Source organism: Streptomyces xanthii (genome assembly GCF_014621695.1).
Lineage (GTDB): Bacteria > Actinomycetota > Actinomycetes > Streptomycetales > Streptomycetaceae > Streptomyces > Streptomyces xanthii.
Window position 1 is genome coordinate 515,437 of record NZ_CP061281.1, and the last position, 20,757, is coordinate 536,193.

Sequence of the window (20,757 nt, forward strand, 5' to 3'; positions counted from 1 at the left end):
GCTAGGCCGTGCGGCGGTGCGCCGGACGTCTCCCGGGCCGGACGTCAGCGTTTCGTCATGGGTCGCAGCCGCCTCAGGGGGTGGGTCCCGGCCTACGGTCGGGGCATGCGCGACAGTTCTCCCTCGTCCCCCGCGTTCTGGCGCAGCCCCCTGCGCGGCCCCCGGTTCACCTCGGTGCTCGGTCTCGTCCTGCTCCTCGGCGTGACCGTGCTGTTCGTGACCGGGCTCGTGTCGTACGCGGCGTACAACCCGGACCTGGCTCCGGTGAACGACAAGACCCCCGACAAGGGGATCCTCGGCTTCTACCTGTTCGACTGGCCGACCGACCCGCACTGGCTGTACCGGCTGACGCAGGGCGTGCACGTCACGCTCGGCGTCACGCTGATCCCCGTCCTGCTGGCGAAGCTGTGGTCGGTGGTGCCGCGGCTCTTCACGCTGCCTCCCGTCCGGTCCGTCACGCACGGCCTCGAGCGGCTGTCGCTGCTGCTCCTGGTCGGCGGCGGGCTGTTCGAGTTCGCGACGGGTGTCCTGAACGTGCAGCTCGACTACGCGTTCCCCGGCTCGTTCTATCCGCTGCACTTCTACGGGGCCTGGGTGTTCTTCTCCGCCTTCGTGGTGCACGCCGTGCTGAAGGTGCCGGCGGCCGTGCGGAACGTACGGCGGATGCGGGCCGGAGAGGAGACGGTCGAGGATCCTGCCGGGCTCGTGGCGCCGTCGCCGGACGCGCCGACGATGTCCCGGCGCGGGGCGCTCTGGTTCGTCGGGGGCGGCTCGGCGCTGCTCTTCGGCACGACCGTCGGACAGAACTTCGACGGGCCGCTGCGCCGCGCGGCGCTGCTCGCCCCGCACGGGGGCGCCGATCCCGGGACGGGGCCGAACGGGTTCCAGATCAACAAGACGGCCGCACTCGCCGGGATCGACGCGGTGGAGGCGGGCGATCCGGCGTGGCGGCTCACGGTGGTCGGGCGGGGCGGCACCGTGCGGCTCGACCGGGCGGCGCTCGCCCGGCTCGCGCAGCACAGTGCCGCGCTGCCCATCGCGTGCGTGGAGGGCTGGTCGACGTCCGATCAGTGGTGGCGGGGTGTCCGGCTGCGGGACCTCGCGGCGCTCGTCGGCCACGAGGACGATCCGCCGGGTGTCTTCGTCGAATCGCTCCAGCGCCACGGGGCGTTCCGGCACGCCGCGTTGAGCGCCTCCCAGGTCGCCGACCCGCGCTCGCTGCTCGCGCTCCAGGTGAACGGCGAGCCGCTGTCCGCCGACCACGGCGCTCCGGCCCGGGTCATCGTTCCCGCCGCGCCCGGTGTGCTCAACACCAAATGGGTGGCCCGGCTGACCTTCGGAAGGCTGTGACGCCCGATGACCGCGAGGAAATGGATCCCGGCTCGGCGGATCCCGCTGGGCAGCCCGCTCACCCTGCTGCTCCTGCTGTGTTCGTTCGCGCTGGCCGGATACGCCGGGGTGCGGCTGTTCGCCGGCGACTGGTTCGGCGTCGCCCTGTGGATCGTGGGCGCGGCCCTGCTGCACGATCTCGTGCTGCTTCCGCTGTACGCGGGCGCCGACCGGGCGCTCGTCCGGGCCTTCGGTGCGGCGGGCCGGCGCACGTGGGTCGGCTATGTGCGGGTGCCGGCCGCGCTGTCGTGCCTGCTGCTGCTCGTGTGGTTCCCGCTCGTCACCGGGATGACGGCCCGGCGTTACGCGCTGACGACGGGCCGCTCGGCGGACGTGTTCCTGGGCCGCTGGCTGCTGATCACCGCGGCACTGTTCGCGGCGTCCGCGCTGGTGTGGGCGGTCCGCACGCGCAGGGCGACGAAACTGCGGCCGCCCGCCTCCCACTGAGCGGTGGAGCGCAGACCCGCCTCTTTCGCGTGACGCAGCAGGGCGGGGGTGCCGAGGCGCGCCCAGGGGAAGGGGCGGCCCGAGGCACGGACGGGCGTGTCGGTGACCTCGACCTCGGCACGTTCGTCCACGTCCACGGGTGCCGTCTCGGCGATCAGCAGGCCGTCCGGGGCGAGGAGTCGGGCCGTGCGGCGCAGCAGGGCGTGCGGGTCGCCGCCGATGCCGACGTTGCCGTCCATCAGGAGGACCGTGCGCCAGCGGCCCTCGCCGGGCAGCGGGTCGAAAACGGAGCGGTGCAGGGCGGGGCCGCCGAGCCGTGTCGTGCGTTCGACGGCGGTGGCGCTCACGTCGATACCGAGGACGGTGCGGCCGCGCGCGGCGAGTTCGGCGACGAGCCGGCCGGGGCCGCAGCCCACGTCGAGGACGGGGCCCTCGCAGCGGTCCAGGACGTCCCGGTCGACGGCGTCGGCGCGGGCGCACCAGCGTTCGACGTCGAGGGGCAGCAGCCAGCCGTCGGTACGGCGCAGGAACAGCGGGCCCGTGCCGGTGCGCAGCGCGGCGGTGTAGGGGTCGGCCGCGGCCCAGGGTGCCGCGTCGGCGGGCGGGGCGCTCATCCGCGGGCCCGCGTCGTGCACCGGGCGAGACAGGCGGCGAACCGGCTGTCGGGGGCGAGGGCGGCCACCGCGGCGGCGTCGGCGGCGGTGTCGACGTCGCGCAGGGTCGGCAGGTCGCGGACGCGGAGTCCGGCGGCGTGCAGCCTTTCGCGCTGCACGGCTCCCGTACGGGCCGTGGACATGGGCACGCCGCGCAGGAGCCCGGGGTCGGGGGCGGCGAGGCCGAGGGCCCAGAATCCGCCGTCGAGCGCGGGGCCGAACCAGGCGTCGCAGTCCGTGAAGTCGACGGTGAGCTGGGCGGGACTGAGCTGCGGGGTGTCCATGCCGACGAGCAGGGCGGGCCCCTCGCACCCGGCGAAGGCGTCGGCCAGACGTTCGTCGAGGCCGCCGCCGCTCTGCGGCACGACGTCGAACCCGGCGGGCAGCCAGGGCCCCGGTTCCCCGTCGAGCACGAGGACGCGCCGCTCGGCGGGCGCGGCGGCCACCGCGTGCAGGGTGTCGCACAGGGCGGCCTCGGCGAGGGCGGCCGCGTCCTCGGGCGTGAACGGCGGCGTGAGCCGCGTCTTGACCCGGCCGGGGCGGGGTTCCTTGGCGATGACGAGAAGGGTGGTCACGGGGTACGGCCTTCCGGGGCGGGGGTGGTGGTCGGGGCGGGGACGGGGTGCTCGGCCCGGCCGGCCTCGCACGCGGGGCCGCGCGGGGCCGGGGGCGGGTACTCGGCCGGGAAGACGGGGCCGCGCAGGCTGAGGCGCGGCTGCTGGGCCGGGAAAGCGGGGCCGCTCGGGCCGAGGCGCGGCTGCTGGGCCGGGAAAGCGGGGCCGCTCGGGCCGAGGCGCGGCTGCTGGGCCAGGGCCACCCCTGAGCCTGCGCGGCCAGGGGCTCCCGTCACCGGGTCCCGCTGCGGCAGGGCGGCGGCGCCGGGGGTCACCGGGAGCGCCCTTCCGCAGCGGGCGGTGCCGTCTCCGCGAGGACGCGGCTCATGTCGCGGACCGCCTGCCACGTGCCCCGCCAGGTGCCCGTCACCTTGGAGGCGCCGCTGCGGGGGCGGTACGGCACGTCGTGCTCCGTGACGCGCCAGCCCGCGTCGGCGGCGCGGACGACCATCTGGAGCGGGTAGCCGCTGCGCCGGTCGGTGAGGTCGAGGGCCAGGAGCTCGGTGCGGCGGGCGGCGCGCAGGGGGCCGAGGTCGTGCAGGCGCAGGCCGGTGCGACGGCGCAGGAGGCGGGCGAGGGCGAGGTTGCCGGCGCGGGCGTGCGGGGGCCAGGCGCCCCGGCGCGTGGGGCGGCGCCGGCCGAGGACGAGGTCGGCGCGTCCGGTGCTCACCTCGTCGACGAACGGCACGAGCAGCCCGGGGTCGAGGGAGGCGTCGCAGTCGCAGAAGCAGACGATGTCGGCGTCGGCGGCGAGCAGCCCGGCGTGGCAGGCCGCGCCGAAGCCCCGTACCGGTTCGGGCACGACGGTCGCGCCGAGGGAGCGGGCGAGGTCCGCGGAGCCGTCGGTGGAGCCGTTGTCGACGACGAGGGCGCGCCAGCCGGGCGGGATGCGTTCGAGCACCCAGGGCAGCGCCTCGGCCTCGTCCAGGCAGGGCAGGACCACGTCGACGGACGGGGAGGGGTGGGGTGGGGTCGTCACGGATTTCACCCTACGAGCGCGATCCGGGCATTTCGGATGCGCGCTCCTTACGAAACACGGACGTCCGCCGGTGCGGGCCCGTCCGGGGTCGTCGTGCGCGCGGGCGCGGTGCGAGGCTGGCCCCATGCAGCAGTCACACGAGCTCACGGGCCACGCGGCGCCCACCGACCCGGCGCGGGTCCTGGTCGTCGACGACGATCCGACGGTCGCCGAGGTGGTGGCCGGATACCTGGACCGCGCGGGTTTCCTGGTGGAGCGCGCCGCCGACGGTCCGACGGCGCTGGCCCGGGCCACGGCCCGGCGCCCGGATCTGGTCGTGCTCGATCTGATGCTGCCGGGCATGGACGGCCTGGAGGTCTGCCGGCGGATCCGGGAGAGCGGGCCCGTGCCGGTGGTGATGCTCACGGCGCGCGGTGACGAGGACGACCGCATCCTGGGCCTGGAGATCGGCGCCGACGACTACGTGACCAAGCCGTTCAGCCCGCGCGAACTGGTGCTGCGCGTCGAGTCGGTGCTGCGCCGGGCCCGCCCGCGCACGGGGCTGCGGCCGCTGCGGGCGGCGGGTCTCGCGGTGGATCCGGCGGCCCGCCGCGCCACCCGGGACGGCGCCGAACTGGCCCTGACCCTGCGCGAGTTCGACCTCCTCGCCTTCTTCCTGCGGCATCCGGGGCGGGCGTTCAGCCGGGAGGACCTGATGCGTGAGGTGTGGGGCTGGGAGTTCGGCGACCTGTCGACGGTGACCGTGCACATCCGGCGCCTGCGCGGCAAGGTCGAGGACGATCCGGCCCGCCCGCGCCTCATCCAGACGGTGTGGGGCGTCGGCTACCGCTTCGAGCCGGACGGCACGCCCGGCTCCCAGGAGGCCTGAGCGATGCGCGACCTCCTTCTCATCGCGCTGTACGCCTTCGCGGGCGCGGCGGCGACCGGTCTGGCCGGCGCAGCGCTGCTGCGGTGGACCCGGCGCCGGTCGCTGACCGCGTCGCTGGCCGTGGTCGCGGCCGTCGGGGTGGTCGCGATGCTGGCGGGCACGCTGGCCGTGGCGTGGGCGATGTTCCTGTCGCCGCACGACCTCACCGTCGTGACGACGGTGGTGGCGATGGCAGCCGTCGTGTCGCTCGCGACGGCGCTGCTGCTCGGCCGCTGGGTCGTCGCCCGCAGCCGTGAACTGGCCGTCGCCGCCCGCTCGTTCGGCGACGGCGGGGACTTCGCCGCCCCGGACCATCCGGCGACGGCCGAACTGGAGGCGGTGAGCCGGGAGCTGGCGGCGACCAGTGCGCGGCTCGCGGCGTCGCGGGAGCGCGAGCGTGCCCTGGAGACGTCGCGGCGCGAACTGGTGGCGTGGATCTCGCACGATCTGCGCACCCCGCTGGCCGGCCTTCGGGCCATGTCAGAGGCGCTGGAGGACGGCGTCGCGGAGGACCCGGACCGCTATCTGCGGCAGATGCGCGCCGAGGTGGAGCGGCTCAACGACATGGTCGGCGACCTCTTCGAGCTGTCCCGCATCCACGCCGGCGCCCTGCCGCTCGCCCCGGCCCGCATGTCGCTGTACGACCTGGTGGGCGACGCGCTCGCCGGCGCGGATCCGCTCGCTCGGGAGCACGGGGTGCGGCTGGTCGGCGACGGGGTCGAGGCGGTGCCGGTGGAGGTCGACGGCAAGGAGATGAGCCGGGTGCTCGGCAATCTCCTGGTGAACGCGATCCGCCGCACCCCGGCGGACGGCACCGTCGCGGTCGCCACGGAGCGCTCCGCGGAGGGGGTCGTGCTCTCGGTCACGGACGGGTGCGGCGGCATTCCCGAGGACGACCTCGACCGCGTCTTCGACACCGGCTGGCGCGGCACCCACGCCCGGACGCCCCCCGCGGGCGCGGGCCTCGGCCTCGCGATCGTGCGCGGCATCGTGGAGGCCCACCGCGGCCGGGCCACGGTCCGCAACATCCCGGGCGGCTGCTGCTTCGAGGTGACCCTGCCGACGGCGTCGTAGGCGCTGCGGTCAGGGGGCGCGCAGCTCGTCCCGGGCGAAGGAGCGCATGCCCGCCTCGAAGTCGACCGTCGGCTTCCAGCCCAGGTCGGCGCGGAGTCGCGCCGAGTCGGCGGTGATGTGGCGGACGTCGCCGAGCCGGTACTCCCCCGTGACGACGGGCTCAGGGCCACCGTGCGCGGCGGCCAGCGCCCGCGCCATCTCGCCGACGGTGTGCGGGTCGCCGCTGCCGGTGTTGTACGCGGTCAGGGCGCCCGGGGCGGTGTCGGCCTCCAGGGCGGCCAGGTTGGCGGCGGCGACATCGCGGACGTGGACGAAGTCGCGGCGCTGCCGGCCGTCCTCGTAGACCCGCGGGGCCTCGCCGCGCGCGAGCGCCGAGCGGAAGAAGGAGGCGACGCCCGCGTACGGGGTGTCGCGGGGCATCCGGGGGCCGTAGACGTTGTGGTAGCGCAGGGAGACGGCCGTGCCGCCGGTGGAGCGGGCCCAGGCGGCGGCGAGGTGCTCCTGGGCGAGCTTGGTGGTGGCGTAGACGTTGCGCGGGTCGGCGGGGGCGTCCTCGCCGATCAGGGCCGGTTCGAGGGCGGCGGCGCAGTGCGGGCAGCGGGGTTCGAAGCGGCCCGCGTCGAGGTCGGCGACGGTGCGGGGGCCGGGGCGGACGTCGCCGTGGCGCGGGCATGTGTAGCGGCCTTCCCCGTACACGACCATCGACCCGGCGAGGACGAGGTGCCGGATTCCGTGGTCGGCCATGGCGGCGAGGAGGACGGCGGTGCCGAGGTCGTTGCGGGACACGTACGCGGCCGCGTCCCGGACGCCGTCGCCGAGCCCGACCTTCGCCGCCTGGTGGCAGACGGCGTCGACGCCGGTCAGGGCGCGGGCCACCGCGTCGGGGTCGCGCACGTCGGCGCCGGGGTCGTCCCGCACGTCGTACACGAGCGGTTCGTGGCCGTGCGCGGCGAGCGCCTCGACGACATGGGACCCGATGAACCCGGCACCGCCGGTGACCAGTACACGCATGGCGCCACGCTAGGCGCGGGGGCGGCGCGGGGCACGGGACGCGGCCCGCACGTCACGACTCCGTAAGACTCATCCGGTCACGAGGGAGACCTCGGTCGACTTCATCAGGGCGACGACGGGCGTGCCGGTGGTGAGGGCGAGGTCGGTGACGGCGTCGGAGGTCACGGCGGCGGTCAGCTCGACGGACCCGGCGGCGATCTTGACGGTGGCCATGGCCGGTCCCAGGGTGACGGCGCTGACGGTTCCGGCGAGCCGGTTGCGGATGGAGAGTCCTTCGACGGGGCCGATGGCGAGGGCGACCTCGGTGGACTTCACGAGCGCGGTGATCCGGGAGCCGGCGGCGATGCCCAGCTCGGCGACGGCCTCGGCGGTGACGGCCGAGGTCAGCTCCTGCCCGCCGTCGAGCCGGATCCGGACGGTGGCCATGGCGGCGCCGGAGGTGACGGCGGCGACGGTGCCGGGCAGCTGGTTGCGGATGCTCGTGCTCAGGGTCATGACGGCGCGCCTCACGGGTGACGGGGTGTCGGACCTGGCCAAGGTAGCCGCGCGGCGGGACATAGCCGGTCAAGCGGGACAGACGTGTGTCGACGCCGCACCACGTCACCGGACGCTGTGGTCCGCCGGCCCCGGGCACGCCTCTCGCCGGACCCGCCCGGCCGGGCAGCCCGAACCGGCGAAGTCCAGCACGCGTGTGCCGCGTCAGCGCACCGGACGCTGCACCCCCGACCAGGCACGCGTCACGCCGTCACCGCCTGGCCAGTCGACACCCTGACCGGGCCCACCCGCCACGCACGGGGCCCAGCCGCCCGCCGCCCCGCCGCCTCGGTCACATCGGCGCTGCCCGGCCGGGCAGCCCGAACCGTCGAAGCCCGGCGCGCACGTGCCCCGTCAGCGCACCGGATGCCGCGCGGCGCACCGGCCGCCGCAGCGCCGCCCCGCCACATCGGCCGAAACGCCCCGGGACCGCAGCCCCCGCCCCCCGTCACGCCGGATACGCATGCGTCTGTGTGGCCTTCACCGTCGCCCAGGCCGTCGCCCCGGGGTGCAGTCCCAGTTCCGCCGCGGCCACCGTCGTGAGGTCGGCGGCCAGGGACAGGCCGCCGGTGAGGGCGACGCGGATCTGGTCGGCGTGCGTCTCCATGCCGGTGACCTCGCACTCCCACAGGTTGCGGGCGCTGGAGCCGCTGGGGCGTTCGCGGTGGAGGGTGACCGCGCCGGGCGGGAAGGCGACGAAGACGGGGCCGTGCAGATCCTCGGTCGTGGTGATCTCCTGGCCTTCGTCGAGCCGGACCGCGTGTCCGTCCGCCTGTCCCCGGTAGAGGTTGAGGCCGACGAGCTGGGCGATGTAGTCGGTGCGGGGGCGGCGCGCGACGGCCGACGGGGTGCCCTCCTGGACGACGCGGCCGTGCTCGACGACGACGAGCCGGTCGGCGAGCACCATCGCGTCGAGCGGGTCGTGCGTGACGAGCACGGCGACGGCCTCGAACTCGGCGAGGTGGCGGCGCAGCTGGGCGCGTACGTCGAGCCGGGTGCGGGCGTCGAGCGCGGCGAGCGGTTCGTCGAGGAGCAGCAGCCGGGGCCGGGTGGCGAGCGCGCGGGCGAGGGCGACGCGCTGGGCCTGGCCGCCGGAGAGGCGGCGGGGCTTGGCGCCGGCGTGGTCGGCGAGGCCCATCCGGTCGAGCCAGGCGTGGGCCTGCGCGCGGGCCTCGGCCTTGCTCACGCCCTGGCAGCGCGGCCCGAACGCGACGTTGTCGAGCGCGCTGAGGTGCGGGAAGAGCAGGTAGTCCTGGAAGACGACGCCGACGGGGCGGGACTCGGGCGGGGTGGCGTCGAGCGGGACGCCGTCGAGCCGGAGGTGGCCGGCGTCGAGCGGGGCGAGGCCGGCGAGGGCGCGCAGGGCGGTGCTCTTGCCGGCGCCGTTCGGGCCGAGGAGGGCGACGACGTCGCCGGGCGCGGCGCTGAGGGCGACGTCGAGGTGGAAGTCGCCGCGGTCGACGACGAGCCGGGCGTCGAGCCCCTCGCTCCCGGTCTCTTCCTTGAGCGCGAGGGTCTCGGCGGCGCCGGGGGATTTCTCGGTGCGGGTCATGAGGCGGTCATCCAGCGGTCGCGCAGGCCCGCGAGGACCGCGATGGACACGGCGAGCAGGACCAGGCTGAGGGCGATCGCCGCGGCCGGGTCGCTCTGCAGGGCGAGGTAGACGGCGAGCGGCATGGTCTGGGTGCGGCCGGGGAAGTTGCCGGCGAAGGTGATCGTGGCGCCGAACTCGCCGAGCGCGCGGGCCCAGGCGAGGACGGATCCGGCGGCGATGCCGGGGGCGATGAGCGGCAGCGTGACGCGCCGGAACGCGGTGAACCGGGAGGCGCCGAGCGTCGTGGCGGCTTCTTCGTAGCGGGGGTCGGCGGCGCGCAGGGTGCCCTCGACGCTGATGACGAGGAAGGGCATCGCGACGAAGGCCTCGGCGACGATCACGCCGGTGGTGGTGAAGGGCAGGGTGACGCCGAACCAGGAGTCGAGGTACTGCCCGACGAGTCCGTTGCGCCCGAGCGCGGACAGCAGGGCGACACCGCCGACGACGGGCGGCAGCACGAGCGGCAGCGTGACGAGGGCCCGGACGAGGCCGCGTCCGGGGAACTCGGTGCGGGCGAGCAGCCAGGCCAGCGGCACGCCGAGCACGAGGCTGACGAGCGTCGCGGCGGTCGCGCAGACGAGGGACAGTTGGAGGGCCTGCCAGACCTCGGGGCTGGTGAGCTGGTCCGGCAGATCGCGCCAGGGTGCCCGGACGAGGAGGGCGACGAGCGGCACGATCAGGAAGGCGAGGCCGACGAGCGCGGGCAGCAGGAGGGGCAGGGGCGCGGTGCGGGTACGACGGCGGCGCCGCGGGCCGCCCCGGGTGAGGGTGTCGGCCGCGGCGCCGGGCGTGCGGGGCTCGGTCACGGTGCGAGGAATCCGGCGGAGGTCAGCACCTTCTGCCCCCGGGAAGACCGCACGAGGTCGATGAAGGCCTGGGCGGCCTTGGCGTTGGGCGCCTTCTCGAGGAGGGCGATCGGGTAGTCGTTGACGGCGTCGGCCGACTCGGGGAACTCCACGCCTTCCACCTTGTCACCCGCGGCCTTGACGTCGGTCTTGTAGACGACGGCCGCGTCGGCCTCCTTGAGCTCGACCTTGGTGAGGGCGCTCTTGACGTCCTGCTCGTAGGAGACGGGGGTGAGCTTCAGCTTGCTCGCGTCGAGGGCCTTCTGCGCGGCGGCGCCGCAGGGCACGGCCTTGTCGCACAGGACGACCTTCAGGCCGTCGCCGGTGAGGTCCTTGAGGGAGGACACCTTGTGGGGGTTGCCCGGCAGGGTGGCGATCTCCAGCTGGTTGCGCACGAAAGTCTCGGGGGCGGCCGCGGTCCCCTCGGCATCCGTGACGATCTTCATCGTCTTGGGGCTGGCGGCGGCGAACACGTCGGCCGGCGCTCCGCTGTTGATGCCCGCGGCGAGGCTGTCGCTGCCGCCGAAGTTGAAGGTGACGTGGGTGCCGGGGTGCTCCTTCTCGAACTGCTTGCCGAGCGTCGTGAAGCTCTCCTTGAGGGAGGCGGCGGCGAACACGTTCACGGTGCCGGACACCTTGCCCCCGGACGACGCGGAGGCGTTGCCCTCGTCCGACGCTCCGGACGGTTCGGCGGAGCCGCACGCGCTGAGCGTCAGCAGTGCGGCGGCGCCGAGGCCGGCGAGGGTCAGCGTGCGACGGGTCCGGCGCGCGGAACGAGCTATCACAGGTCCACTCCCTTGGTTCCTGGCTTGCGGGGATCATACTGCCGCAGGTGCAAGGGGGAAGTCTGCTGTGGCATCGCATGAGCTGGCCTGCAGATCGGACCAGCCATGCATGTGCGTTTATACGGAGCGGGCGCCACCCGAGGGGATCAGGTCCGGTCGATATGGACATTCGTCGACTTGACCCGGGCCGTGGCCTCCATGCCGACCTCCAGCCCGAGCTCCTCGACGGCCTCGCGGGTGAGCAGGGAGACGAGCCGGTGCGGTCCGGCCTGGATCTCGACCTGGGCGGCGATGTCGCCGAGCTTGACCGCGGTGACGATGCCGGGGAACGCGTTGCGGACCGAGGTGGAGGAGATCTCGTCCTCGCCGGAGCCGCCGCTCCTGGCGAGTTCCACGGAGAACGCGGCGAGATCCCTGCCGTCGACGAGCCGCCGTCCGGCCTCGTCGCGATGGGTGGCGACGCGGCCGGCGTCGGCCCAGCGGCGTGCGGTGTCGGGGCTGACGCCGAGCAGCCGAGCTGCCTGGCCGATGGTGTAGGACTGCATGGCCCTCAACATAGCGACCGCGCCCGGACGCGCGGCGCGGTGTGGATCATCGCGACCCTGCCGCATCCACCCGTACCACTTAGGCTACGAATATCCGGTTTCATCCAGTTCTCCCGGTCCGAGGAGTCGGCATGTCGAGCCAGCCCGAACCGATCAGCGCCACCGGCCGCGAGGCCCTCGAGCGTCAGCGCGCCGATCTCGCCGCCGAGCGCGCGACGGTGGCCGCCACCCTGAGCGATCCCGACCAGGTGGGCGACATGGCCGACTCGGCCGACGAGATCCAGCGCGCCGAGGAGCTGCGGCGCCTCGACGCCCGGATCGAGGAGGTCGAGCTGCGGCTGCGCGAAGGCGCGGCGGAGGGAGCGCCCGACACCGCGGAGGTCGGCGTGGGCAGCACGGTCACCGTGCGCTTCGACGACGGCACCGAGCAGACCGTGGAGATCAGCGAACTGCCCGACGCGTCGACGCCTTCGCTGGTCACGTCCGACAGTCCGCTGGGGCTCGCCCTGATGGGCCGGCGCCCCGGGGACACGGTCGATTACCGCACGCCCGCTGGGCCGACGTCGGCCCGCATCGTCTCGCTCGGCTGACGACGCCGGGCCCGTGGCGGGGGACGCGATTGGCGCTTCGTGCGCTGCTCGGGTAGACCCGTCACGTGCTGTTCCGTCAACTCGAGTACCTGGTCGCGCTCGCCCGTGAGCGCCATTTCGCCCGCGCCGCACAGAGCTGCCACGTCTCCCAGCCGGCGCTGTCCGAGGCGATCCGCAAGCTGGAGGACGAGCTGGACGTGCCGCTGGTGCGGCGCGGCCGCAAGTACGAGGGGCTCACCCCGGAGGGCGAGCGCATCGTCGTGTGGGCGCAGCGCATCATCGCGGACCGGGACGCGCTCCGGGACGAGGTCGGCGCGCTGCGCAGCGGCCTGAACGGGCGGCTGCGGATCGGCTCGATCCCGACGGCCTCCGGCGCGGTGTCCCTGCTGACGGGCCCGTTCTGCACCGCGCACCCGCTCGTCACCGTGGACGTCCTGACGGACCTTCAGTCGGTGGACGTCTTCCGGCTGCTGCAGAACTTCGAGATCGACGCCGGCATCACGTATCTGCACAAGGAACTGCCCGAGGGCGTCCAGACTCTCCCCCTGTACGAGGAGCGGTACGTGCTCCTGACGACGGTGGCCGAAGGCCTGACGCACCGGCGCTCGGCCACCTGGGCCGATGCGAGCCGGTTGCCGCTGTGTCTGCTGACCGGGTCGATGCAGGGCCGCCGGGTCCTCGACGAGGTGTTCGCGTCGGTGGGTCTCACGCCGTCGCCCCGGATCGAGACGGACTCGGTGGGCGCGCTGTTCGCGCACGTCAGGACGGGCCAGTGGGCGAGTGTCGTGCCGCAGGCCTGGCTCCACGTGTTCGGCGTGCCGCACGGGATGCAGGCGCTGCCGCTGGTCGACCCGAGCGCGGCGGTCCCGGTCGGTCTGGTCTGGTCCGCGAGGGAGCCCGGCTCGGTGATGGCGCGCGCCCTGGTCGAGGTGGCGCGGCACGAGGACCTGGCGACGACGCTCGACCGGCTGCCGGACGCCCGCTGAGCGGACGCCCGGCCCGCGGGCTCGGTCAGCCGGCCGGGACGGCGGCCAGCCGCTCGGCGCCCGTGTAGACGTTCATCGACGTGCCGCGCAGGAAGCCGACCAGGGTCAGCCCGGTCTCGTCGGCCAGGTCGACGGCGAGCGAGGACGGCGCGGACACGGCCGCGAGCACCGGGATGCCCGCCATGACCGCCTTCTGCACGAGCTCGAAGGAGGCGCGGCCGCTCACCATGAGGACCGTGCCGCGCAGCGGCAGCAGGCCCTCGCGCAGGGCGTGCCCGACGACCTTGTCGACCGCGTTGTGCCGGCCGACGTCCTCGCGCAGGCAGAGCATCTCGCCGTCGGCGGAGAACAGTCCGGCGGCGTGCAGTCCCCCGGTGCTGTCGAACACCTTCTGCGCCGCGCGCAGCCGGTCCGGGAACTCGGTGAGCCGCTCGATGCCGAGCCGCACCAGGTCGTCCTCGACCGTCCAGGCGGCCGTGGTCCGCACGGCGTCGAGGCTCGCCTTGCCGCACAGGCCGCACGAGGAGGTGGTGTAGAAGTTCCGCTCCAGGGAGGCGTCGGGCGGGGTGACGCCGGCGCCCAGGACGACGTCCACCACGTTGTACGTGTTCCCGCCGTCGGACGTGGCGCCCGCGCAGTAGCGGATCCCGGCGACGTCGGCGGCCCGGTGGACGACGCCCTCGCTGACCAGGAACCCGGCCGCGAGGTCGAAGTCGTCGCCCGGGGTGCGCATCGTGACGGTCAGCGGGCGCCCGTCGACCCGTATCTCCATCGGCTCCTCGGCCGCGAGGGTGTCCGGCCGGTGGGAGACCACCCCGTCGCGGACCCGCATCACGCGCCTGCGCGCGGTCACTCGCCCCATGTCGATCCTCCTCCGTTCACAGTGCCACGCCGTCGGCGGGCGCACCGCCGGAGGCGGCCGGTTCGAGCCGGACCAGGACGCTCTTCGACGTCGGCGTGTTGCTGATGTCGGCGACGCTGTCGAGCGGGATGAGGACGTTGGTCTCCGGGTAGTAGGAGGCGGCCGAGCCCTCGCTGGTCGGGTAGGAGACGACGCGGAAGCCGGGGGCGCGGCGCTCGGTGCCGTCGTGCCAGACGGAGACGAGGTCGACGAGGTCGCGGTCGGCGAGGCCGAGGGCCTCGATGTCGGCGGGGTTGACCATCACGACCCGGCGGGCGTTGTGGATGCCCCGGTAGCGGTCGTTCATGGCGTAGGGGATGGTGTTCCACTGGTCGTGCGAGCGCAGGGTCTGCAGCAGCAGGTGGCCGGCGGGGACCTCGGGCATCGTGAACGCGTTGACCGTGAAGACGGCCTTGCCGCTGGGGGTGCGGAAGACGCCCTGGTTGACGGGGTTGGGCAGACGGAAGCCGCCGGGGGCCGCGACCCGCTCGTTGAAGTCCTCGAAACCGGGCACGACGCGGGAGATGCGGTCGCGGACGGTGCCGTAATCCGCCTCGAAGTCCTCCCAGGGGATGGCGGGACTGTCGCCGAGGACCTTGCGGGCGAGGCGGGAGATGATCGCGATCTCGCTGAGCAGGTGCGGGGAGGCCGGGGCGAGGCGGCCGCGCGAGGCGTGCACCTCGCTCATGGAGTCCTCGACGGTGTAGAACTGCTCGCCGCCCGCCTGGACGTCGCGGTCGCTGCGGCCGAGCGTCGGCAGGATGAGGGCCGTGTCGCCGCAGACCGTGTGGGACCGGTTGAGCTTGGTCGAGATGTGGACGGTGAGCCGGCAGCCGCGCATCGCCTCTTCGGTGACGTCGCTGTCGGGGGTGGCGCGGACGAAGTTGCCCGCGACGCCGACGAAGACCTTGGCCTTCCCGTCGCGCATGGCGCGGATGCCGTCGACGGAGTCGAGGCCGTGCTTCTCGGGCGGCGTGAAGTCGAACTCGCGGCCGAGCGCGTCCATGAACGCCTGCGGCATCCGCTCCCAGACACCCATGGTCCGGTCGCCCTGGACGTTGCTGTGGCCGCGGACGGGGCAGACGCCGGCGCCGTGCCTGCCGATGTTGCCGCGCAGCATCAGGAAGTTGACGATCTCGCGGATGGTGGGCACGCCGTGCTTGTGCTGGGTGACGCCCATGGCCCAGCAGACGATGACGCTGCGGCTCTTGAGGACCTGCTCGTGGACCTGCTCGATCTCGGCGCGGGAGAGCCCGGTGGCCATGAGCACGTCGTCCCAGGACGTCTTGCGGGCGTGCTCGGCGAACTCCTCGTAGCCGGTGCTGTGGGTCGTGATCCAGTCGTGGTCGACGACGGTGCCGGGGGCCTTCTCCTCGGCCTCCAGGAGCATCAGGTTGAGGGCCTGGAAGAGGGCGAGGTCGCCGCCGGCCCGGATGTGCAGGAACTGGTCGGCGATCTGCGTGCCGCGGCCGATGACGCCGCGGGCCTTCTGCGGGTGCTTGAAGCGCAGCAGTCCGGCCTCGGGCAGCGTGTTCACGGCGATGACGCGGCCGCCGTTGCGCTTGGTCTCCTCCAGCGCGGTCAGCATGCGCGGGTGGTTGGTGCCCGGGTTCTGGCCGACGACGAAGACGAGGTCGGACTCGTGGATGTCGTCGAGGGTGACGCTGCCCTTGCCGATGCCGAGGGTCTCGGTGAGGGCGGAGCCGCTGGACTCGTGGCACAGGTTGGAGCAGTCGGGCAGGTTGTTGGTGCCGTAGGCGCGGGCGAACAGCTGGAGCAGGAACGCGGCCTCGTTGTTGAGGCGGCCCGAGGTGTAGAAGAGGGCCTCGTCCGGGGAGTCGAGGGCGCGCAGCTCCTGGGCGACGAGGTCGAGGGCCGCGTCCCAGCCGATGGGCTCGTAGTGCTCGGCGCCGGGGCGCTTGACCATGGGCTCGGTGAGCCGGCCCTGCTGGTTGAGCCAGTAGTCGGACTTCTGGTCGAGCTCGGCGACGGTGTGGTCGCGGAAGAAGTCGGCGGTGACGCGGCGCGAGGTGGCCTCGTCGGCGATGTGCTTCGCGCCGTTCTCGCAGTACTCGTTCTTGTGACGCTTGCCCGGCTTGGGCTCGGGCCAGGCGCAGCCGGGGCAGTCGAAGCCCTTGACCTGGTTGATGTTGAGCAGGGTGAGGGCGGTGCGGCGTACGGAGGTCTGGCCCAGGGAGTACTCGAGGGCGTGCGTCACGGCGGGTACGCCGGTCGCCCACTCCTTCGGCGGGGTGACGGAGAGATCGTCGACCGGGTCCTGGATGTCCGCCATGTTCCGTTCTGCCTCTTTCCTCGTCCTCATTCGGTTTCCCCGGCATCGCCGGGCGCCCAGCGAATTCACTTTCCGGTACACCGGGGAATTCGTCAAAGAGGCGGTGCCGATCACGTGATAGGCGGCGCCGATCACGCCTTCATAAGCGCGGGCTATCAGCCGATCGAAAATACCAGTTTGACCGCACGAGAAGAGCCGTCGGAAAATTGACCGGGCGGTCAGCCCGTGACGATTCCGGTGACGAGGTTGATGGCCGTGGCGAGAATGCTGGTGCCGAAGACGTACGACAGGAGGCAATGCCGCAGAACGATCGCGCGCACCGTCGGACTGGACACGTTCGTGTCGGACACCTGATACGTCATGCCGAGGTTGTAACTGAAATAGAAGAAATCCCGGTAGGCGGGTTTTTCTTTTCCGTTGAAATCGATTCCGCCGCCCGCCGTGTGATAGACGAACGCATATCGGGTCGCGTACATCAGATGCAGGGCGGCCCAGGCCATGAACACTCCGCCGAGCGCGGTCGCCGCGGCGGCCTGCGCATGCTCCGACCTGCCGCGCAGGAGCAGCAGCACGATGGCGACGAGCCCGCACAGGGAAACGCCCACCACGGCGAGCTCCTCGGTGACGGGGCGGAAATCCTCCCGGCGGACGTTGCGGTGGGTGGCCTCGGCGTCGAGCGGCCACAGCACCAGCCAGCCGGACAGCACGAACAGCCCCTCCGTGGCCGCGATGCCGGCGAGCACACCGAGTCCGGCGTCCACGGTCAGGGCGACGGCCACTCCGATCAGCGCGCCGAGCACGACGGCGCCGACGAGCCGGGGAACGGCCGAGAGCGGCCTTCGGGTGTTCATGAGCGACCACGCTAGCCGCGCCCGCGCGGGGCGGCCCGCCGAATTCCGTTCTCGCGGGGAGCCCCGGCTCCGGGCAGACTTGAAACGCAGACCTGACAAGGGGAACACACCGCACATGCCGAACTTCCGGCGTTTCGCTCCGCCCGAGCCGCGGCACGGGTGGCGGCATTCGGCCCGGGGCGCCGGGCGTGCCCTCTCCCCGCGCGGGGCGTTCGCCCTGCACGAGGTCGACGGGGCGGTCGTGTTCGCCCTGCGGGCCGCGCTCGCGACGGGGGTCGTGGCGGTGCCGCTGAGCGTGGCCGGCCGGCCCGACCTCGCGGTGTACGCGACGCTCGGCTCGCTCACCACGACGTTCGGACGCAATCTGCCCTACGCGCGCCGCGTCCGGGTCCTCTCGGTGGCCGCGCTCGCGATGACCGCCGCCGTGGCCACGGGGTCGGCGCTCGCCGTCGCGGCGGATCCGCACGCGGGCGGGGCGGGGGCGCTGGCGGTGGTCGCGGCGACGGCCGTGGTGGCCGGGATCGCGAAGTTCGTCTGCGACGTCACGCGGGTCGGCGGACTCGGCGCGGTCCTGCTGCTCTTCGCTTTCGCGGTCGCGGCGAACGGGGCACCGGCCGCCGGCGACGTCCTCCCCCGCACCGGGCTCGCGGCGGCCGGCGCGGGCTGCGCCTGGCTGCTCGGGGTCGCGGGCGTGCTCCTGCACCCGGACCGGCCGCAGCGGCTCGCGGTGGCCATGGCGCTGCGCCGCGTGGCGGACCTGCTGGACGTCACCGGGGGCGCGGCCGGCCCGGCGACCCGGTCCGTACGGCATCGCGCGACGGTCGCCGTGCTGCACGCCTACCACTGCCTCGGCGTCCCTCCGCCGACGCGCACCCCCCGCGCCGTGCCCGGCGGTCAGGCCGATTTCGTCCGGCTCACCGATCTGGCCTGGTCCCTGCTGACCGGCCCCGGAGGCGCACCGGCAGCGGCGGCGGGCCCGGTCGCACGCGGGCTGCGCGCCCAGGCCCGGCTGCTCACGGGCCGCAGGCGCCGGGTGCCGCCGATCGTGGATCCCCTGCGGTCCCGGTCGGGCGCGCCGGAGCCGCATCCGCCGGAGGACCCGGGCGCGATGCGCGCCACCGAGCTGCTGCTGGGGCGCCCCGGCGGGCGGGAGCGGCTCGCGGCGGCGGCCGTTCCGGCATGGCGGATGGCGATCGGCACGGGCGCGGCGGGCGCGGTCGCCGCGCTGCTCGGTCTGGAGCACGGCTACTGGGCGGCGATCTCGGCGGCCGCCGTGCTGCACTCGGTGAACGTCCGCACCACCGCCCAGCGCGCCGTCCAGCGGACCCTGGGCACCGGGGTCGGTCTGCTCCTCGCGCTCGCCGTACTCGGCCTGCACCTGGCGCCGGTGACGCTGACCGTGGTGATCGTGGTGCTGGAGTTCCTGCTGGAGTACGTCGCGGCCCGCAACTACGCGCTGGCCGTCGTCTTCCTCACCCCGATCGCCCTGCTCCTCACGGAGCTGGCGGTCCCGGCCCCCGCGGGCGAACTGGTCCTGGACCGCGTCCTCGGCAGTGTCGTGGGCATCGCGGTGGGCCTGCTGTGCGCCCTGCTGATCGTCCACGACCGCGCCGCCGTACGGGTCGAGCGGGCGCTGGCGGAGTGCCGGAGCGTGGCGGCGGACGCGGAGCAGGCCCTGACCGGCCCGCCGAGTCCCCTGCTTCCCGTCGTCCAGGTCCGCCTCGCGCTGGCCGTCGTGGAACTGCGGGAGGCCGACGACACGGCGGCCGGCGAACTGTGGCCGGCCGGCATCGACCCCACGGAGCTGGCCGCGGCCGAGGGCCGCGCGTACGCGTTGCTCGGCCGCCTGCGCCGTCCCTGACGGTCGGCCCCCCGCTCAGTAGCGCTGCGCCTTGGCGATCTTCGCGGTGAGGTGCGGCTCGGGCGGCTTGGTGCTGATGGCCAGAGGCTGCGCGCGCTCGCCCGGGTCCAGGTCCCGGGCCCCGACGACGGTGGATTCCACGACCTTGCCGTCGGCGTCGCTGAAGTCGACCTGGACCGCGTACGAAGCCTTCTGGTCCGTGCTGTTGGTGATGTGGACGACGAGGGCGCGGACGTTGTCCGTCTGGGCGAGCGGCTTGCCGGTGAGGGAGACGTCCTTCATCGCGTTGCCCTGGCCGTCCGCGGAGTCGAGCGCCTTGCGGTACTCCTGGCGGTTGCGTTCGACGTCGGCGGAGACGGAGGCCTCGAAGTCGTGGGCGCGCCGGGAGGCCGACGCCTCGGCGGACGCGGCGGCCTCCGATGCCGCGGACTCGGCCTCCGAGGCCTTCGAGGCGAGCGGGGACGGCGGTTCGCCCGAGAAGTTGGAGCGTTCGGGGGCGGTGGGACGCGGGCTGGCGCTCGGGCCTGACTCGTCCCCGCCGTCGTCACCGCACGCGGTGAGTCCCGCGGCCCCGGCGAGCACGGTGCAGACGGCCAGGGCGACCGGCCCGCGCAGGGTCCGGCGGGAGCGTCCGCGCGGCAGGTCTGACCTCATCAGCGATCCTCTTTCGGTTTCACGGGGGCGGCGTCCGTTCGCGGGCCGTCAGAAGCGCAGGGCCGCGGCGATGTGCCCGGCCTCCGCGAGCGTGCCGTCGGCCACGAACACGACCTGGGCACCGGTCTCCAGGGCGGACTCCACGATCTCGTCGACGATGTCGTGCACGGCGTCGAGGTCGCCGTCGGCCGCCGGGGCGAGATGGCCCTCGCCCGCACGCACCGTGACCCGGAAGTTCTCCTCCACGACGAGCCGCCGGATGCGCCCGTCGGCCGCCTCCTGCCACACCTCGTCGACGCCTGCGGCGTAGGTGTTGGCGCCGCGGGCCCGGTCGAGGTCGGCGAGCGCCTCGGCCGTCTCGCGCTCGGCGTCGGCCGTGCGCGCGGGTGCGACGGCCCGGGCGACCGCGTCGGCCCTGCCGTGGGAGAGGCCGCCGAAGGGCACCTGGGCCGAGCCGTGGGCGGCGGTGCCGCTCTCGGTGAGCAGGGACAGTGCGGCGGGTTCGCCCGTCACGTAGAGGGGGCGCGGCTCGGCGCGCAGCAGTTCGGCGAGGATGCCGTCCGCCTCGCGGAAGAACTGCCGTGTGGCCTCGTCGCGGTAGGTGCTCGGCACGTCGCCGACACGCTCCTTGCGTTCGACGTCGTCGTCCTCGAGGCTCCGGCTCCGCGGGAAGCCGTGCCCGGTGTCCTCCACGACGCGGTTGCCCCGCCCGTCCCAGAGCGTGATGCGGTCGGCGGCGACGGAGAGCACCCAGTACGGATGGGCCGCGGCGTCGGCCGCGACCAGGTTGCGGGTCAGGAACGTGTCGGCGACGACGACCCGGGCGGGCACCTCCCGGTCGATGGCCCAGACCTGGTGCTCGCCGGGGGCGGCGAACAGGACGAGCCCGTCCTTGGCGTGCACGAGGTCGGCCTCCTGCACGGCCGCGCGCAGATGCTTCAGGACGTCCTCGCGCCGCTCCTTGGTGACGCCGGGGTCGGCGTCCAACTGCCGGACCGCGTCGTCGACGAGGTTGCCCAGCCGGACGGGGTCCTGGGCGTCGTCCGGCGGGCGCCGGTGGGTGGTCATCGCCAGCGAGACGGCGGGGTACGAGCGCGGCCGGCGCAGCTCGCGGAGGATCTCCGGGTTGAGCGAGGAGTACATGCCTGGATGCCCCTTCCAAAGGCCAGATCACCCCATCCTGCCTATACAACGAAGATCCGGCAAAAGGTGCATAACGACACGAAACGGTACAAGAATGTGAC

At 74.0% G+C, this 20,757-nt stretch carries 21 protein-coding genes; 6 read left to right on the plus strand and 15 right to left on the minus strand.

The genetic code is table 11. From position 1 onward, the window contains the following. Positions 1-105 precede the first annotated feature (105 nt). A complete protein-coding gene (locus tag IAG42_RS02450; RefSeq protein ID WP_223205823.1) occupies positions 106-1,350 on the plus strand; it encodes a molybdopterin-dependent oxidoreductase in 1,245 nt (414 codons plus the stop codon). Between the two features lie 341 nt (positions 1,351-1,691). On the opposite strand, the gene IAG42_RS02455 is transcribed toward IAG42_RS02450, so the two are convergent. From IAG42_RS02455 to IAG42_RS02470, 4 genes are read right to left on the minus strand one after another with little or no spacing between them, the layout of a single operon-like run. Then, complete coding sequence (locus tag IAG42_RS02455) at positions 1,692-2,450, minus strand: class I SAM-dependent methyltransferase (RefSeq protein WP_188335346.1); 759 nt, start codon at positions 2,448-2,450, stop codon at positions 1,692-1,694. Continuing rightward, positions 2,447-3,064, minus strand: a complete 618-nt coding sequence (locus tag IAG42_RS02460) for a TIGR04282 family arsenosugar biosynthesis glycosyltransferase (protein WP_188335347.1) — start codon at positions 3,062-3,064, stop codon at positions 2,447-2,449. Before IAG42_RS02460 ends, IAG42_RS02455 begins: the two co-directional genes overlap by 4 nt. Beyond that, positions 3,061-3,378, minus strand: coding sequence for a hypothetical protein (locus IAG42_RS02465; protein ID WP_188335348.1), 318 nt, complete (start codon positions 3,376-3,378; stop codon positions 3,061-3,063). Before IAG42_RS02465 ends, IAG42_RS02460 begins: the two co-directional genes overlap by 4 nt. Then, on the minus strand, positions 3,375-4,091 hold the full coding sequence (locus tag IAG42_RS02470) for a glycosyltransferase family 2 protein (RefSeq protein ID WP_223205824.1): 717 nt from the start codon (positions 4,089-4,091) through the stop codon (positions 3,375-3,377). Before IAG42_RS02470 ends, IAG42_RS02465 begins: the two co-directional genes overlap by 4 nt. A gap of 115 nt (positions 4,092-4,206) precedes the next feature. Here IAG42_RS02470 and IAG42_RS02475 point away from each other — a divergent pair, with 115 nt between their 5' ends. After that, a complete protein-coding gene (locus tag IAG42_RS02475; protein WP_188335350.1) occupies positions 4,207-4,950 on the plus strand; it encodes a response regulator transcription factor in 744 nt (247 codons plus the stop codon). Positions 4,951-4,953: 3 nt separating this feature from the next. Then, a complete protein-coding gene (locus IAG42_RS02480; RefSeq protein ID WP_188335351.1) occupies positions 4,954-6,063 on the plus strand; it encodes a sensor histidine kinase in 1,110 nt (369 codons plus the stop codon). 9 nt (positions 6,064-6,072) lie between these two features. On the opposite strand, the gene IAG42_RS02485 is transcribed toward IAG42_RS02480, so the two are convergent. The 6 genes from IAG42_RS02485 to IAG42_RS02510 form a co-directional block, all read right to left on the minus strand. Further along, positions 6,073-7,074, minus strand: coding sequence for an NAD-dependent epimerase/dehydratase family protein (locus IAG42_RS02485; protein WP_188335352.1), 1,002 nt, complete (start codon positions 7,072-7,074; stop codon positions 6,073-6,075). Between the two features lie 69 nt (positions 7,075-7,143). Beyond that, a complete protein-coding gene (locus IAG42_RS02490) occupies positions 7,144-7,563 on the minus strand; it encodes a TOBE domain-containing protein (RefSeq protein WP_188341145.1) in 420 nt (139 codons plus the stop codon). Positions 7,564-8,056: 493 nt separating this feature from the next. Further along, the gene (locus IAG42_RS02495; RefSeq protein WP_188335353.1) at positions 8,057-9,160 is read right to left on the minus strand and encodes an ABC transporter ATP-binding protein; all 1,104 of its coding nucleotides are present in this window, start codon (positions 9,158-9,160) and stop codon (positions 8,057-8,059) included. Then, complete coding sequence (gene modB, locus IAG42_RS02500) at positions 9,157-10,008, minus strand: molybdate ABC transporter permease subunit (protein WP_188335354.1); 852 nt, start codon at positions 10,006-10,008, stop codon at positions 9,157-9,159. Before modB ends, IAG42_RS02495 begins: the two co-directional genes overlap by 4 nt. Further along, a complete protein-coding gene (gene modA, locus IAG42_RS02505; RefSeq protein WP_188341146.1) occupies positions 10,005-10,829 on the minus strand; it encodes a molybdate ABC transporter substrate-binding protein in 825 nt (274 codons plus the stop codon). The genes modB and modA overlap by 4 nt, the downstream gene beginning before the upstream one ends. A 149-nt stretch (positions 10,830-10,978) precedes the next feature. Continuing rightward, the gene (locus IAG42_RS02510) at positions 10,979-11,377 is read right to left on the minus strand and encodes a TOBE domain-containing protein (RefSeq protein WP_188335355.1); all 399 of its coding nucleotides are present in this window, start codon (positions 11,375-11,377) and stop codon (positions 10,979-10,981) included. A gap of 131 nt (positions 11,378-11,508) precedes the next feature. Here IAG42_RS02510 and IAG42_RS02515 point away from each other — a divergent pair, with 131 nt between their 5' ends. Together IAG42_RS02515 and IAG42_RS02520 are read left to right on the plus strand one after the other, a co-directional pair. Continuing rightward, complete coding sequence (locus IAG42_RS02515) at positions 11,509-11,967, plus strand: GreA/GreB family elongation factor (protein WP_188335356.1); 459 nt, start codon at positions 11,509-11,511, stop codon at positions 11,965-11,967. A gap of 65 nt (positions 11,968-12,032) precedes the next feature. Continuing rightward, on the plus strand, positions 12,033-12,953 hold the full coding sequence (locus tag IAG42_RS02520; protein ID WP_188335357.1) for a LysR family transcriptional regulator: 921 nt from the start codon (positions 12,033-12,035) through the stop codon (positions 12,951-12,953). 25 nt (positions 12,954-12,978) lie between these two features. On the opposite strand, the gene fdhD is transcribed toward IAG42_RS02520, so the two are convergent. From fdhD to IAG42_RS02535, 3 genes are all read right to left on the minus strand, one after another. Continuing rightward, entirely contained in the window at positions 12,979-13,815 is an 837-nt protein-coding gene (fdhD, locus tag IAG42_RS02525; protein WP_188335358.1) for a formate dehydrogenase accessory sulfurtransferase FdhD, read from the minus strand. A gap of 16 nt (positions 13,816-13,831) precedes the next feature. Continuing rightward, positions 13,832-16,147, minus strand: a complete 2,316-nt coding sequence (locus IAG42_RS02530) for an FdhF/YdeP family oxidoreductase (protein ID WP_188335359.1) — start codon at positions 16,145-16,147, stop codon at positions 13,832-13,834. 218 nt (positions 16,148-16,365) lie between these two features. Beyond that, a complete protein-coding gene (locus tag IAG42_RS02535) occupies positions 16,366-16,998 on the minus strand; it encodes a DUF1345 domain-containing protein (protein ID WP_188335360.1) in 633 nt (210 codons plus the stop codon). A 115-nt stretch (positions 16,999-17,113) separates the two neighbouring features. On the opposite strand from IAG42_RS02535, the gene IAG42_RS02540 reads away from it, so the two are divergent. Then, the gene (locus tag IAG42_RS02540) at positions 17,114-18,859 is read left to right on the plus strand and encodes an FUSC family protein (protein WP_188335361.1); all 1,746 of its coding nucleotides are present in this window, start codon (positions 17,114-17,116) and stop codon (positions 18,857-18,859) included. A gap of 15 nt (positions 18,860-18,874) precedes the next feature. Here IAG42_RS02540 and IAG42_RS02545 read toward each other — a convergent pair whose 3' ends face one another. Next, complete coding sequence (locus IAG42_RS02545; protein WP_223205825.1) at positions 18,875-19,513, minus strand: FxLYD domain-containing protein; 639 nt, start codon at positions 19,511-19,513, stop codon at positions 18,875-18,877. 48 nt (positions 19,514-19,561) lie between these two features. Beyond that, positions 19,562-20,656 (minus strand): baeRF3 domain-containing protein, encoded by a 1,095-nt coding sequence (locus IAG42_RS02550; protein WP_188335362.1) that lies wholly within the window; start codon positions 20,654-20,656, stop codon positions 19,562-19,564. Between the last annotated feature and the right edge of the window lie 101 nt (positions 20,657-20,757).

What these genes read in the sequence shown, in the direction of transcription:
- IAG42_RS02450 (WP_223205823.1), top strand. Translation starts at nt 106, where the DNA reads ATGCGCGACAGTTCTCCCTCGTCCCCCGCGTTCTGGCGCAGCCCCCTG.
- IAG42_RS02455 (WP_188335346.1), bottom strand. Translation starts at nt 2,450, where the DNA reads ATGAGCGCCCCGCCCGCCGACGCGGCACCCTGGGCCGCGGCCGACCCC.
- IAG42_RS02475 (WP_188335350.1), top strand. Translation starts at nt 4,207, where the DNA reads ATGCAGCAGTCACACGAGCTCACGGGCCACGCGGCGCCCACCGACCCG.
- IAG42_RS02480 (WP_188335351.1), top strand. Translation starts at nt 4,954, where the DNA reads ATGCGCGACCTCCTTCTCATCGCGCTGTACGCCTTCGCGGGCGCGGCG.
- IAG42_RS02485 (WP_188335352.1), bottom strand. Translation starts at nt 7,074, where the DNA reads ATGCGTGTACTGGTCACCGGCGGTGCCGGGTTCATCGGGTCCCATGTC.
- IAG42_RS02495 (WP_188335353.1), bottom strand. Translation starts at nt 9,160, where the DNA reads ATGACCCGCACCGAGAAATCCCCCGGCGCCGCCGAGACCCTCGCGCTC.
- IAG42_RS02510 (WP_188335355.1), bottom strand. Translation starts at nt 11,377, where the DNA reads ATGCAGTCCTACACCATCGGCCAGGCAGCTCGGCTGCTCGGCGTCAGC.
- IAG42_RS02515 (WP_188335356.1), top strand. Translation starts at nt 11,509, where the DNA reads ATGTCGAGCCAGCCCGAACCGATCAGCGCCACCGGCCGCGAGGCCCTC.
- fdhD (WP_188335358.1), bottom strand. Translation starts at nt 13,815, where the DNA reads ATGGGGCGAGTGACCGCGCGCAGGCGCGTGATGCGGGTCCGCGACGGG.
- IAG42_RS02530 (WP_188335359.1), bottom strand. Translation starts at nt 16,147, where the DNA reads ATGGCGGACATCCAGGACCCGGTCGACGATCTCTCCGTCACCCCGCCG.
- IAG42_RS02535 (WP_188335360.1), bottom strand. Translation starts at nt 16,998, where the DNA reads ATGAACACCCGAAGGCCGCTCTCGGCCGTTCCCCGGCTCGTCGGCGCC.
- IAG42_RS02540 (WP_188335361.1), top strand. Translation starts at nt 17,114, where the DNA reads ATGCCGAACTTCCGGCGTTTCGCTCCGCCCGAGCCGCGGCACGGGTGG.
- IAG42_RS02545 (WP_223205825.1), bottom strand. Translation starts at nt 19,513, where the DNA reads ATGAGGTCAGACCTGCCGCGCGGACGCTCCCGCCGGACCCTGCGCGGG.
- IAG42_RS02550 (WP_188335362.1), bottom strand. Translation starts at nt 20,656, where the DNA reads ATGTACTCCTCGCTCAACCCGGAGATCCTCCGCGAGCTGCGCCGGCCG.